We start from the raw sequence: 13016 nt of genomic DNA, 5'->3' as shown, positions 1-13016 counted from the left end.
CGCCTACCGGCCGGTAACCGCCGGCCGTTAGGGTGACCGGCATGAGTCACAAGAGCCCCAAGGACTTCTTCGCACCGTTGGCGGTGGGCGCTCCCGCACCACTGCGGGAGATCCCGGCACGGCCGAGTCGTGCGATCCATTTCTTCGACCCGTCGAACCCGAAGATGGCGGCCAAGGTGCCCGCCATGGTCGGCACCGTCGACGTGCTCCTCGGCAACCTGGAGGACGCCGTCAAGGCCGACAACAAGGTCGCCGCGCGCGAGGGTCTGGTGAAGATCGCCTCCGAGACTGACTTCGGCAAGACCCAGCTGTGGACCCGGATCAACTCGCTCGACTCCCCGTGGGTGCTCGACGACCTGGTCACCCTGGTCACCGAGATCGGCGACAAGCTCGACGTCGTGATGGTGCCGAAGGTGCAGGGCCCCGAGGACATCCACTACGTGGACCGGCTGCTCGCGCAGCTCGAGGCCAAGGGCGGCGTACAGAAGCCGATCCTCATCCACGCCATCCTCGAGACCGCGCGCGGCGTGGCCAACGTCGAGGAGATCGCGCTCGCCTCCCCGCGCATGCAGGGCATCAGCCTCGGCCCGGCCGACCTCGCGGCCGACCGCAAGATGAAGACCACCCGCGTCGGTGGCGGCCACCCGGGCTACCTGGTCCGCCAGGACCCGGTCACTGGGCCTGATGGAGGGCCTGACATCCACGGCACCCGCGCGGTCTTCCAGCAGGACCTGTGGCACTACACGATCGCGAAGATGGTCGACGCCTGCGCCGCGGCGGGGATCTACCCCTACTACGGCCCGTTCGGCGACATCACCGACGTGGTCGCGGCCGAGGACCAGTTCCGCAACGCGTTCCTGCTCGGCTGCGTCGGCACCTGGAGCCTGCACCCCAAGCAGATCGAGATCGCCAACCGCGTCTTCTCCCCCAGCGTCGAGGACATCAAGCACGCGCGTCGCGTGGTCGCCGCCATGGGCGACGGCACCGGCGCGGTCATGCTCGACGGCAAGATGGAGGACGACGCCAGCCTCAAGCAGTGCCTCGTGCTCGTCGACCTCGCCGAGGAGCTGGCCGCCATCGACCCGAAGCTCAAGGAGCTCTACGCCGCCATCGAGATCGAGGACTGAGATGACCGAGACCACCCTCCGCCCCCTGCGCTCGGTTCTCTACATGCCGAGCTCCAACACGCGTGCCCTCGAGAAGGCCAAGACGATCACCGCCGACGCGCTGATCCTCGACCTCGAGGACGCCGTCGCCCCCGACGCCAAGCCGGAGGCGCGCGAGAACGCGGCCGCGGCCGTGACATCGGGCGAGTACGGCAACAAGTACCTCACCATCCGCATCAACGGCGCCGACACCGAGTGGCACGCCGACGACCTGGCCGCCGCAGCCAAGGCAGGACCCGACGCGATCGTGGTCCCCAAGGTCAACAGCGCCCAGCAGGTGCACGACCTCGTCGCGGCCTTCGAGCAGGCCGGCGTCCCGGAGCAGACCAAGCTCTGGGCGATGATCGAGAGCCCGTACGCCATCCTCCACGCCGAGGAGATCGCCTCCGCCTCTGAGCGGCTGACGGTGCTCGTCATGGGCACCAACGACCTGGTCAAGGAGCTGTACGTCGAACACGTCCCGGCCCGCGCCAACCTGGTCACCAGCCTCCAGCTGGCCGTGCTCGCCGCGCGCGCGAGCGGCAAGGTCATCCTCGACGGCGTCTACAACAACGTGAAGGATGCCGAGGGCTACGCGGCCGAGGTCGAGCAGGGCCGGATCTTCGGGTTCGACGGCAAGACCCTGATCCACCCCGCCCAGGTCGAGGGCGCCAACGCAGGCTTCGCGCCCAGCGAGCAGGCGGCGGCCGACGCCAAGGGCCTCATCGAGACCTGGGAGGCGAGCGACGGTGGCGTGGTGACCTACAACGGCAAGATGGTGGAGAACCTCCACGTCGAGTCCGCGCGGCGCACGCTGAGCATCGCCGAGGCCATCGCAGCGTTGTAATCCACAGGGAGATATACCCCTAGGTGTATCTCCCTCGTTACCTCCTGAGCCCATTTGGCCTTGTCAGTAACTTTTTTCTGAGAAGAAGGTGACAAGCGGTCGAGATTCTGGTTCCGTTACGTGCTGCGCGACACAACCGACACTCGCTACGCGCTCAGGAGACAGCGTCAGATGACTGAAGCGAATCGTCGGCCCGCGACGGGGGACCACTCGAACGTCCCACCCACGCCGGCTCGACACCCCGCCACACCGATGCTCCCCACGAACGACACCGCGCCCGAACCCCTCGAGATCGCCCGCCGCGCTCTCGAGGGGTTGTCGCCGGCGGACGAGTCGTGGTTCACCAATCCCAAGACGAACTCAGCCGTGGAGCGAGTGCGACCGCATCACACGCCGTACGCACCACAGCCGCAGCCCGGCACGGCGCTCGTCCTGCGACATTCCGATGCCGGCTACCCCCAGCCGCCGCGGGCCACCTACCAGCGCCCAGTGCCTCCGCACCCCCAGCTGCCGCAGTACGCCTACCAGCCGAGCCCCTACACGGCACAGCAGTTCCACCCTGCCGGGCCGGTGACATTCGCCAACCCGGCGATGCCGTCGTACGCCGCCGCGCAGGTGCCGACCAGGAACGGCGTGGTCGAGGAACAGCGGATTCCGAAGAGCCGCGCCCGCAACAAGAAGGCCGTGCTGCTGCCGCTCGCCGCGATGGCGATCGCCTCGGCCGGCATCGGCGCCTTCGCCCAGGCCAACGTCGGACCGGACCTCGAGACCACGCAGGCCAAAGCCCACGCCGGCCAGTACGACGCCGTACCCGTGGTCGACATCGCCGACCAGAAGGTCATCGACGCCCCCGGCGTGATCGCCCCGGAGAAGACGTCCCCGTTCTCCCCCGCAGCCCCAGGCACCACCTCCGGCGGCAAGCACTCCAACGGCGACTACGACGCGCCCTCCAGCGCCGAGACCTACGGTGGCGCTCACTCCTCCAGCGGGGCGGTCTCCACCCCGCGCAGCGGGGACACCTTGTCCGACAAGGACCCGGCGCCCGCTCCCGAACCGGCCCCGCAGCCGGCCCCGGAGCCCGCTCCGCAGCCCGAGCCGGAGCCCGAACCCGAACCGACCCCCGTGCCGACGCAGCCGTCGCTGGGCGAGAACGTGGTCGCCCCGGTGCTCGACACGGTGACGGGCGTCATCGACGGTCTCACCGGAATCAAGCTCGACCTGACCCCGTAGTCATCGAGTGGCCCAGAACGGGGCCGTGACCTCATCCGAGGTCACGGCCCCGTTTGCGTATGCCCGGGTGGGTTACCCATGACAAGGACGGGCCATCTAGAAATAGGACCTCCGTCCCGATAACTTCCGTGGTTTTCTCTCGTTTGAGCGATGTGCCACCCCTTAACTCGGGAGTGCGCCAGGTTCCCCCGGATCTGGCAGGTGGCACGGCCCCGTTGCGGGGATCTTGGGGGATCCCCACCGCAGAATCGGAGTCCAACCAACAATGCGTAACATCCGTACGTTCGCGCTGTCCGCAGCCGCTGCCGCCGTCGTCGGCGCAGTCCTGGTTGTGCCGGCGCCCTCACAGGCCGCGCTGACGAACACCTCCTTCGGGATGTTCGCCGCCGGATTCGGCAGCCGCGTGACCGGTGGAAGCATCCCGGCCAACTCGGGAGACCTCGGATACCAGACCATCGGGTGCACCCGTAAGGCTGGTTACGACGTCAACAACAACACCGCCGGCGCCAAGGTGCCCGGCCTCGGCACGATCGGCGCGACCACCACCAAGCAGCGCACCGTCAAGTCCGGCTCGACGGTCAAGTCCATCTCGGAGCACAAGATCGCCGACGTCGTGCTCGACAAGAGCCCGCTGGGCAAGGTCACCGTCGAGGGTCTCAGCTCGGTGTCCCAGGCTTGGTGGGACGGCAAGGGCTACAAGGCCGACTCCAAGGCCAAGATCGCTCACGTGGTCCTCGACCCGGCCGGCCCCGGCCAGAAGATCGACCTTCCGATCCCCGGCCGCGACAAGCCGCTCGTCATCCCGGGCATTGCCACCATCGGTCTGGGCAACACCGTCGAGAAGACCAACGCCGACGGCGCCGAGGCTTACGCCAACGGCATCTGGATCAAGCTCCACGGCACCGACTCCGAGGTCATCGTCGGTCGCTCCCGCGCCGAGATCAACGGCCAGGCGTTCTCCGGCGTCTTCTCCGGCTTCTCCAACTCCGTCGACGCCTCCGCTCTCGGCGGTGCCGTCCAGGTCGGCAAGAACCCGCTGACCAATGCCGGCTGCGCCGGCACCAAGGGCAAGCTGAAGACCAAGTCCATCGGCCACGTCCCGCTGGGCGAGGTCGGCGACATCGTGGACGTCAAGGGCCTCACGAGCGGTCAGCGTTCGAACCAGACCAGCACCACCGCCGGGGGTTACACCTTCGGTGAGGTCGCCAACGTCAACATCGGCGACGGCGCGATCCGCATCGAGGCCATCCGCGCCCAGGCGAACGCGAACTTCGTCAAGGGCAAGGGCTCGACGACGTCCATCTCGGGCACCAAGTTCGGTGACATCTACATCGGCAAGCAGAAGGTCTCCCTCGCCCAGCTCGAGTCGGCGCTCTCCCGCGTCGACATCCCCGGCCTGGCCAAGATCGAGACCAAGGTCGTCGTCGAGCGCAGCAAGAACCTGGTCGAGGTCGTCGCCCTGCGGCTGACGCTCCTCGACGCGACCGAGGGCACCAAGACGGTCGTCAACATCGGTCACGCGAAGTTCAAGGTGAACGCCAACAAGTGAGGCCTTGATCCACTGAGGCTGTCCTAAGAAACGGCCCGCGTCCTGACCAGGTCGCGGGCCGTTTCTTCATCCTGAAGTTACTCACGGGTAGTATCAACCCACCCGTACGCACTCGAACCGGCGCCAAGCATTAGGCTCGGTTCATTCCGGCAGTCCTGCCCCCTGATGAGGAGCGCCTAGGCATGTTGCAGATCATCACCATCGTCGTGTGCCTCGCGACAACGGTGGCCGCCGTCTATCTGACCACCAAGGCGGTCAGGTCGATGCTCGCGGTCATCAAGATCGGTACGCCGATCAGCCGCGTCGACCAGCCGCTGGCCCGCACCCTGACGATGCTGAAAGAGACCGTCCTCCACACGCGCATGCTGCAGTGGACCTGGGTCGGCATCCTGCACTGGTTCGCCTTCGCGGCGTTCATCGTGCTCTCGACCGCCGTCGGCTCGGCGTACTTCCAGCTCTTCTCAGCCGACTGGACGATCCCCTTCATCGGGAAGTTCTTCCTCTACGAGTGGGTGGCCGAGGGCCTCGGCCTGCTGGGCGCCCTGGGCATCATCCCCCTGATCATCTACCGGCTGCTGCACCAGCCGAAGAAGCTGGGTCGCGGGACCCGGTTCTACGGCTCGGTCATGTGGCAGGCGTTCTTCGTCGAGGCGATGGTGCTGCTGGAGTCGATCGCGATCCTGTTCATCCGCGGCGCGGAGTACAACCTGGCTCTGGCCCACGGGGGCGAGCACGCCGAGCACGCCACCGGCTTCCACTTCCCGATCTCGCAGTTCTTCGGTGCGCTCTACCCGACCGGTCCCGACGCGATCGGGTCGCTGGAGAACATCATCTACCTCATCGCGGCCTTCAAGATCCTCTCCGCGCTGATCTGGCTCATGGTGATCTCGTCCAACCTGACGATGGGTGTCGCCTGGCACCGCTTCACCGCCTGGTTCAACATCTGGTTCAAGCGCGAGCCGGGGTCGCGTACCTCTGCCGTTGACGGCGCCCGCCCGCTCGGCACCGCGCTCGGCGCGATCAAGCCGATGCTCATCGACGGCAAGCCGGTCACCCTCGAGGACGTCGAGGAGGACCGGATCCCCGAGGACGCCATCCTCGGTGTCGGCTCGATCCAGGACTTCTCCTGGAAGGGCATCCTCGACTTCACCACCTGCACCGAGTGTGGTCGCTGCCAGTCGCAGTGCCCCGCCTGGAACACCGAGAAGCCGCTCTCGCCCAAGCTGCTGATGATGGGCCTGCGTGAGCACGCGTACGCCGCCGCCGGTGACTCCGACCTCAAGGAGAAGCCGCTGATCGGCAAGGCCGACGGCGCCCCGGCCGGTGCCGAGAGCAACGCCGAGGTCCTCGACTGGTTCTACAACCCAGAGGACGGCGGCTTCGTCATCGACGAGGACGTCCTCTGGTCCTGCACGTCCTGCGGTGCCTGCGTCCAGCAGTGCCCCGTCGACATCGAGCACGTCGACCACATCATGGACATGCGCCGCTACCAGGTGCTCGTCGAGTCCAACTTCCCCTCCGAGCTCAACGGCCTCTTCAAGGGCCTCGAGGGCAAGGGCAACCCCTGGAACATGAACGCCAACGCGCGCATGGACTGGGCCAAGGACCTGCCCTTCGACGTCAAGGAGGTCGGCAAGGACATCGAGTCGCTGGAGGAGGTCGACTGGCTGTTCTGGGTCGGCTGTGCCGGCGCCTACGAGGACCGGGCCAAGAAGACCACCCGCGCCGTGGCCGAGCTGCTCGACATGGCCGGGGTCTCCTTCGGCGTACTCGGCAACGGCGAGACCTGCACCGGCGACTCCGCCCGCCGGGCCGGCAACGAGTTCGTCTTCCAGGGCCTGGCTCAGCAGAACGTCGAGACGTTCAAGGAGTTCAAGGTCAAGAAGGCCGTCACCACCTGTGCTCACTGCTTCAACACGTTGAAGAACGAGTACAAGGAGTTCGGCATCGAGCTCGAGGTCGTCCACCACACCCAGCTGCTCAACCGCCTCGTCCGCGAGGGCAAGCTGACCCCAGTCGCGGAGGGTGCGGGCGCCCAGAAGCGCTCGATCACCTACCACGACCCGTGCTACATCGGCCGCCACAACGGCGTCTACGAGCCGCCGCGCGAGCTGCTGCAGATCATGCCGGGCGCCGAATACAAGGAGATGCCCCGCAACTCCGAGCGCTCCTTCTGCTGTGGTGCCGGTGGCGCCCGGATGTGGATGGAGGAGAAGATCGGGTCGCGGATCAACGAGAACCGCACCGATGAGGCCGTCGCCACCGGTGCCGACCAGATCGCCGTCGGCTGCCCGTTCTGCCGCGTCATGCTCTCCGACGGTCTGACCAAGGCCCAGGCCAACGGCGCCGCACGCGAAGAGGTCGAGGTGCTCGACGTCGCGCAGATGCTGCTCGCGTCCGTGAAGGGCGAGCAGGCGACCAAGCTGGCCCCGGGCGAGGGTGCGAAGGTCGGTGCCGCCGCCAAGGCTGCTCCGGCAGTCGAGGAAGCCGCTCCGGCCGCCGGTGCTGCCACCGCCGCTGCGGGTTCGTCGCTCTTCGACTCCCCCGCCGAGGCTGCTGAGACCACCGAGACCGCGAAGGCTCCGGCCGACGCGTCCTCGCTCTTCGACACCCCTGCCCCGGCCGAGCCGGCCTCGGGAGGTACGTCGGGTGGCGGCTCGCTCTTCGACACCCCCGCTCCAGCCGCTGAGCCGGAGAAGCCGGCCTCCGGTGGCTCGCTGTTCGACGACGGCGGGTCGCTCTTCGACACGCCTGCGGAGGCACCTGCCGAGAAGCCTGCCTACAAGCCTGCTGCGGATCTCGGAACTGGCGGGTCGCTCTTCGACGTACCGGCTCAGGATGCGGAGCCTGCTGCCGCGCCAGAGGCGAAGGCAGCTCCGGCCGCTCCGGCGCCCGCCGAGGAGCCTGCTGTCGACCTCGGTGGAGGCGGCTCGCTCTTCGACATCCCGGCCGCACCGGCCGAGGAGGCGAAGGCTGCTCCGGCAGCCGAGCCCGCGGCTCCGGCTGCGCCGCCGGCCACCGAGGAGCCGAGCGTCGACCTCAGCGCAGGTGGTTCGCTCTTCGACATCCCGGCCAGCGAGCCCGAGCCGACGACGGCCAAGGCCGCCGAGCCTGCTGCTCCGGTCGAGGCCGCGACTCCGGCCGCGCCTGTGGCAGGTTCAGGAGTGACCTCGGACCCGAAGACCGACGTCGACTTCGACAGCCTCGGCTCGCTCTTCGACATCGAGGCCCCGGAGGGCGCGGTCGCAGCTGCGGCTCCGGCTGCTCCCGCTGAGGCCGCACCTGTGGCCGAGGCTGCCCCGGAGACCGTGGTCGACGAGGCACCCGCCGCACCCGCCGACGAAGCGGCGGTCGAGGTGGAGACGCCGGCCGAGCCCGAGCCCGAGCCCGAGCCGGAGCCCGAGAAGGCCGCCCCCGCACCGGAGCCCAAGCCGGCACCGGCCGTGAGCGGAGACGCGCACGCGCCGCGTACGGACGTCGACATCCACGAGGCAGGGTCGCTCTTCGACCTCTGACCCACCGCGGTCCGCTGCACCAGACGATGACACCTTGTGAGTGATTCACAAGGTGTCATCGTCATTTAGCCGAGACGTCGACCGAGACGTCGCTCGCGTCGGCCGAGACGGCACCAGCGTGCCCACTCGACCGACGTACCCGACGTCTCGGCCGACCGGGGTGACGCCTCAGCGAAGGGCCTGACATCACGTGGCGTCAGATTGGGGTTGTTATGACGTCATGATGATGTCATAGTGGTGCGTATGGACATCACGCCGTACATCGACAGCCTGCGACGGGACCTCCTGGCCGCGGCCGAGGCATCGGGACCGGAGGCGCGGGAGACCGCGGAGCGGCTCACCTACGCCCTCGACCCGGCCGCTCGGCTGGCGGTGATGGAGGCGGTGAGCCAGGCGGCCGCGGAGATCACGGCGGAGCTGCCGGCGGGCAATGTGGACGTACGTCTGCGAGGGCGCGACCTGGAGTTCGGGGTCACGCTTCCCGAGCTCGCCGAGCCGGTTCCCCCGACGCCGCCTACGCCGCCGACACCGCCCGCACCCCCGGCCCCACCAGCCCCGCCGGAGCCCGAGGGCGACGACGCCCTCGCCCGAGTGACCCTCCGCATCCCGGAGTCGCTCAAGGCGAAGGCCGAGGAGGCTGCGGCCGAGGCCGGCCAGTCCCTCAACACCTGGCTCGTCGGAGCGGTCCGCGCGGCGACCCGCGAGAACGCGGTCAACGTCGACGTCGACCTCTCCGCGATCCCACACATCGTCAGCGAGGCGATGAGCAGCCTCGATCCGTTCCGCGGGAGCAACCGCGGCAGGTCCGACCGCCGGATGACCGGCTGGCTCTGACCTGAGCTCTAGGCACGACCACGGACGGCCGCCCGGCCGGTCCGGTAGATCCGCACACCCTGAGGAGCACCATCATGAGCACGTACACCTTCATGTCCACCGCCCCCGCCAAGCTGTTCGTCGAGTTCGGCAAGGGCAATCTCGAGGTCCAGGCGACAGATACCGACGAGACCGTCGTCGAGATCGACGGCGACGACGCCGAGAATCTGGTCGTCGAGCAGAGCGGCGACACGATCAACATCATCGACCCGCACAAGGGCCCGTTCAGCCGCTCGCGGCGATACGACATCAGCGTGACGGTTCCCGCCCGCAGCCAGCTGCGAGCCCGCACCGGAACCGCCGACATCGCCACGCAGGGCGTCCTGCGGGCAGCCTGGCTCCAGACCGGGTCGGGCGACATTCGGATCGACCGGGTCACCGAGGAGTTCCAGGTCGAGTCCGGCTCGGGGGACGTCGAGGCGGACACCCTCGACGGGCGCGCCTCGATCAAGTCCGGATCCGGCGACATCCGGATCGGTACGGTCCACGACCTGCAGACCAAGACCGGCGCAGGCAGTGTGGAGATCGATGAGGTCGAGGGCGACGTGAGCCACTCGACCGGCGCGGGCGACTTCGCGATCCACTCGGTCAGTGCGGGCCGGATCTCGGTGAAGGGAGCCTCCTCCGACGTACGCATCGGGATCCCGAACGGCACCCCGGTGTGGACCGACGTCAACACGGTGACCGGCCGGTGCACCAGCACTGTCGAGAGCGCTGGTGCACCGGCCGCGGGTGAGCCCTACGTCGAGCTCCGCACCACCACCGTGAGTGGTGACATCACCCTCATCGGGCTCTGAGCCCGGGAGGGCGGGCTACTTCTCCTTGGTGGGATGAGGCGCGTCCGGCACGACCGGCCGGAGCACACCCCAGGCGATGAAGGCGGCCCCGACGACGAGCAGGACGATGCCCGCCCAGAGGTTGGCGTTGGGCCCGCCGGTCTTGTCGACCTCGGGGTCGCCGAACAGGCCCATCAGCAGCAGGATGACGCCGTAGACCGCGAGCAGGGACCCGATCACGTTGCGGATGTCGAAGAGCGACAGCAGCGTGCCGAGGAAACCCTTGTTGGTCTTGGCTGTGTTCGATTCGCTGGACATCTCAGTCTCCTCAGAAGATCGCGTTCAGGATGGTGACCATGACCAGCGCGAGACCCGCGAGGGGCACCGGACGCTGCCACCACGGGCGACCGGCGTCCTCGGGGTCCACCAGATCCTCCCTCGGGGTCTCGGAGTAGACCAGACCCTTCAGAGAGCCTTCCGGCTTCGGCGCGGTCACCAGCGAGACGAGCACGCTGACGATGATGTCGACGCCGAAGGCCACACCGGCAGCCACGAACGACGCACCCTGGCCCGACAGCGGCAGGACGCCGACGGAGAGCCCGCCAAGCGTGCCGTCGGCGAGGATGCCGACGCCCACCGCGGCCAAGGTGCCGGAGACGAGACCCGCCCAACCGGCGGTCGCGGTCATCCGCTTCCAGAACATACCCAGGATGAACGTCGCGAACAGCGGCGCGTTGAAGAACCCGAACAGCGTCTGCAGGTAGTCCATGATGTTGGAGAAGCTGGACGCCAGGACAGCGGTGAAGATCGCGATGGCCGTCGCCGCGACGGTCGCCCAGCGGCCGAGCTTCACGTAGAAGTCGTCGGGGCGGTCCTTGATGATGTACTCCTGGATGATGTCGAAGGACACCACCGTGTTGAACGCGGAGACGTTGGCCGCCATACCGGCCATGAACGCTGCCAGCAGACCGGTGATCGCCAGGCCGAGCAGACCGTTGGGCAGCACCTCTGCCATCAGATAGAGCAGCGAGTCGTTATAGGTCACGCCCTCACCCGAGGCACCGCCGGCGACCGACTCCCCCGCCTTCGTCTGGGCGATCTCGGTGACCAGGACCGCCGCGATCATGCCGGGGAGGATGGTGATGAACGGGATGAACATCTTCGGGTACGCACCGATGATCGGTGTCTTGCGGGCCGCACTGATCGAGTCGGCGGCCATCGCTCGCTGGACCTCGACGAAGTTGGTCGTCCAGTAGCCGAAGGAGAGCACGAAGCCGAGACCGAACACGATGCCGACGACCGAGAGGAAGTCGGAGGAGAATCCGGTCAGGGCGGTGCCGGGCCAGGAGTTGAGCTGGTCGGCGGCCGGTGCGATGGTGTCGGGGTTGGCGGCCGCGGCCTTCTCGATCTGCGAGGTCAGGCCGTCCCAGCCGCCCACCCGGTGGAGGCCCAGGATGGTCAGTGGCAGCAGCCCGGCGACGATCACGAAGAACTGCAGCACCTCGTTGTAGATCGCGGCCTTCAGACCACCGAGGGTGATGTAGGACAGCACGATCACCGCGGCGACGATCAGGGCCACCCACAGCGGCCAGCCGAGCAGCGCGTGCACGATGGAGCCGAGCAGGTAGAGGTTGATGCCGGCGATGAGCAGCTGCGCCACCGCGAACGAGAGCGCGTTGACCAGGTGGGCGCCGGTGCCGAAACGGCGCTTCATGAACTCGGGGACCGAGCGCACCTTCGAGCCGTAGTAGAAGGGCATCATCACGACGCCCAGGAACAGCATGGCCGGGATGGCACCGATCCAGAAGTAATGGACGGTGGGGAGCCCGACCTGCGCCCCCGTAGCCGACATCCCCATGATCTCGACAGCGCCGAGGTTTGCTGAGATGAAGGCGAGACCGGTGACCCACGCGGGCAGGGACCTACCCGAGAGGAAGAAGTCGACCGAGCTCGACATGCCGCGGCTGGCCAGGAAGCCGATGCCGAGAACGAACGCGAAGTAGATCGCGATGAGGAGATAGTCGACCGCGTTGGCCTGGATCAGGGTGTCCGCGGCCAGGATGCTTGCTTGCATTCCGAGACCCTTCTATTTGATTGGGCGCACCAAACTTAACCACGCGTACGCCTCAAAAATGCGCTGGGTCACCCCTTCATCGACACGCCTTCTCGCCAGTAGCCCATGAAGGCGACCTGCTTGCGGGGCATCTCGAGCTCGTTGACCAGATGACGGCGCAGCGCGGTGACCATCCGGGACTCCCCGGCGATCCAGGCGTAGCGCCCGTCCTCACCGTTCTCAGCACCGTCCCCAGCACCGTCCCCAGCGCCGCTCTCCGGGCCGGCGACCTCCTCGCCCGAGGACGAGTAGTCCGGGGTCTCCCACAGGTCCGGGTCCTCGACCTCGACCGAGGTCACGTCCTCGGGCGTCGCCTCGAAGCCGAGCAGCCCACCGACGGCGGCCAGGGCCGAGCCGCCCACGGGCGTGCCCTCGCGCGGCAGCCAGCTGACCTGCAGCCCCTCAGGCGCAGAAACCTTCTGTACGTCATCAGCTACCGGCACCTCCAGGAAGGCCGATCCGGTGGCGTCCGCCGGCAGCGACTCGAGGATCGAGACGATCGCCGGGACGGCGGTCTCGTCGCCGACCAGCAGCAGCCGGGTCGCGTCGCCAGGAAGCCACTCGATCCCGCCGTAGGGCTCGCCGAGCTTGGGTCCGGCGACCAGGATCTCGTCGCCCGGCTTGGCCGCGCCGGCCCAGTCGGAGCCGGGACCGTGCGCGCCGGGGTGCAGCACGAAGTCGACGTACAGACGCTTCTCGATGCCTTCCCCCTCGATCGAGCGGATCGTGTAGGTGCGCATCCGCGGGCGCTCCTCCTCGGGGAGGGCGAGCCATTCGGTGTACCAGTCCTCGGCGGTGAGCGCGGGCAGCACGCCCGGGGTGGCCGGGAACAGGAGCTTGATGCGCTGGTCGAGGGTCGGGCCGTCGTTGCCGAAGTCGGCCAGGTCGTCGCCGGCCAGCTCGATCCGGGCGAAGGACGGGGAGAGGCGCTCGACGGAGCGCACCGAGACGCGGGCGAGGATGGGCAT

At 68.1% G+C, this 13016-nt stretch carries 10 protein-coding genes; 7 read left to right on the top strand and 3 right to left on the bottom strand.

What is annotated here, in order from left to right:
- Positions 1–41 precede the first annotated feature (41 nt).
- The 7 genes from ABZU72_RS04375 to ABZU72_RS04345 all read left to right on the top strand — a co-directional run bounded on the left by ABZU72_RS04375 (position 42) and on the right by ABZU72_RS04345 (position 9956).
- A complete protein-coding gene (locus ABZU72_RS04375) occupies positions 42–1127 on the top strand; it encodes a CoA ester lyase (protein ID WP_355017683.1) in 1086 nt (361 codons plus the stop codon).
- Between the two features lies 1 nt (position 1128).
- On the top strand, positions 1129–1992 hold the full coding sequence (locus tag ABZU72_RS04370; protein WP_355017682.1) for a CoA ester lyase: 864 nt from the start codon (positions 1129–1131) through the stop codon (positions 1990–1992).
- A 171-nt stretch (positions 1993–2163) separates the two neighbouring features.
- The gene (locus ABZU72_RS04365; RefSeq protein WP_355017681.1) at positions 2164–3222 is read left to right on the top strand and encodes a hypothetical protein; all 1059 of its coding nucleotides are present in this window, start codon (positions 2164–2166) and stop codon (positions 3220–3222) included.
- Positions 3223–3487: 265 nt separating this feature from the next.
- On the top strand, positions 3488–4771 hold the full coding sequence (locus ABZU72_RS04360; RefSeq protein ID WP_355017680.1) for a choice-of-anchor P family protein: 1284 nt from the start codon (positions 3488–3490) through the stop codon (positions 4769–4771).
- Positions 4772–4953: 182 nt separating this feature from the next.
- Positions 4954–8286: a (Fe-S)-binding protein gene (locus ABZU72_RS04355; RefSeq protein WP_355017679.1), complete on the top strand. Its 3333-nt coding sequence runs from the start codon at positions 4954–4956 to the stop codon at positions 8284–8286.
- Positions 8287–8529: 243 nt separating this feature from the next.
- The gene (locus ABZU72_RS04350) at positions 8530–9120 is read left to right on the top strand and encodes a toxin-antitoxin system HicB family antitoxin (RefSeq protein ID WP_355017678.1); all 591 of its coding nucleotides are present in this window, start codon (positions 8530–8532) and stop codon (positions 9118–9120) included.
- A 74-nt stretch (positions 9121–9194) separates the two neighbouring features.
- Positions 9195–9956 (top strand): DUF4097 family beta strand repeat-containing protein, encoded by a 762-nt coding sequence (locus tag ABZU72_RS04345; RefSeq protein ID WP_355017677.1) that lies wholly within the window; start codon positions 9195–9197, stop codon positions 9954–9956.
- A gap of 15 nt (positions 9957–9971) precedes the next feature.
- Here the strand turns inward: ABZU72_RS04345 and ABZU72_RS04340 are convergent, their stop codons facing one another.
- The 3 genes from ABZU72_RS04340 to ABZU72_RS04330 form a co-directional block, all read right to left on the bottom strand.
- A complete protein-coding gene (locus ABZU72_RS04340; RefSeq protein ID WP_355017676.1) occupies positions 9972–10253 on the bottom strand; it encodes a hypothetical protein in 282 nt (93 codons plus the stop codon).
- Between the two features lie 10 nt (positions 10254–10263).
- Positions 10264–11994 carry a sodium:solute symporter family protein gene (locus ABZU72_RS04335; RefSeq protein WP_355017728.1) on the bottom strand — a complete coding sequence of 577 codons (1731 nt, stop codon included), beginning with the start codon at positions 11992–11994 and terminating at the stop codon, positions 10264–10266.
- A gap of 83 nt (positions 11995–12077) precedes the next feature.
- Positions 12078–13016: a siderophore-interacting protein gene (locus tag ABZU72_RS04330; protein WP_355017675.1), complete on the bottom strand. Its 939-nt coding sequence runs from the start codon at positions 13014–13016 to the stop codon at positions 12078–12080.

Origin of the sequence: Nocardioides sp. NPDC004968 (assembly GCF_040608935.1) — a bacterium.
Taxonomy (GTDB): Bacteria; Actinomycetota; Actinomycetes; order Propionibacteriales; family Nocardioidaceae; genus Nocardioides.
The sequence above is the reverse complement of the archived record's forward strand: the minus strand, read 5'-3'. Positions and strand labels throughout refer to the sequence as shown.

What these genes read in the sequence shown, in the direction of transcription:
- ABZU72_RS04355 (WP_355017679.1), top strand. Translation starts at nt 4,954, where the DNA reads ATGTTGCAGATCATCACCATCGTCGTGTGCCTCGCGACAACGGTGGCC.
- ABZU72_RS04370 (WP_355017682.1), top strand. Translation starts at nt 1,129, where the DNA reads ATGACCGAGACCACCCTCCGCCCCCTGCGCTCGGTTCTCTACATGCCG.
- ABZU72_RS04350 (WP_355017678.1), top strand. Translation starts at nt 8,530, where the DNA reads ATGGACATCACGCCGTACATCGACAGCCTGCGACGGGACCTCCTGGCC.
- ABZU72_RS04365 (WP_355017681.1), top strand. Translation starts at nt 2,164, where the DNA reads ATGACTGAAGCGAATCGTCGGCCCGCGACGGGGGACCACTCGAACGTC.
- ABZU72_RS04360 (WP_355017680.1), top strand. Translation starts at nt 3,488, where the DNA reads ATGCGTAACATCCGTACGTTCGCGCTGTCCGCAGCCGCTGCCGCCGTC.
- ABZU72_RS04330 (WP_355017675.1), bottom strand. Translation starts at nt 13,016, where the DNA reads ATGCCCATCCTCGCCCGCGTCTCGGTGCGCTCCGTCGAGCGCCTCTCC.
- ABZU72_RS04345 (WP_355017677.1), top strand. Translation starts at nt 9,195, where the DNA reads ATGAGCACGTACACCTTCATGTCCACCGCCCCCGCCAAGCTGTTCGTC.
- ABZU72_RS04340 (WP_355017676.1), bottom strand. Translation starts at nt 10,253, where the DNA reads ATGTCCAGCGAATCGAACACAGCCAAGACCAACAAGGGTTTCCTCGGC.
- ABZU72_RS04375 (WP_355017683.1), top strand. Translation starts at nt 42, where the DNA reads ATGAGTCACAAGAGCCCCAAGGACTTCTTCGCACCGTTGGCGGTGGGC.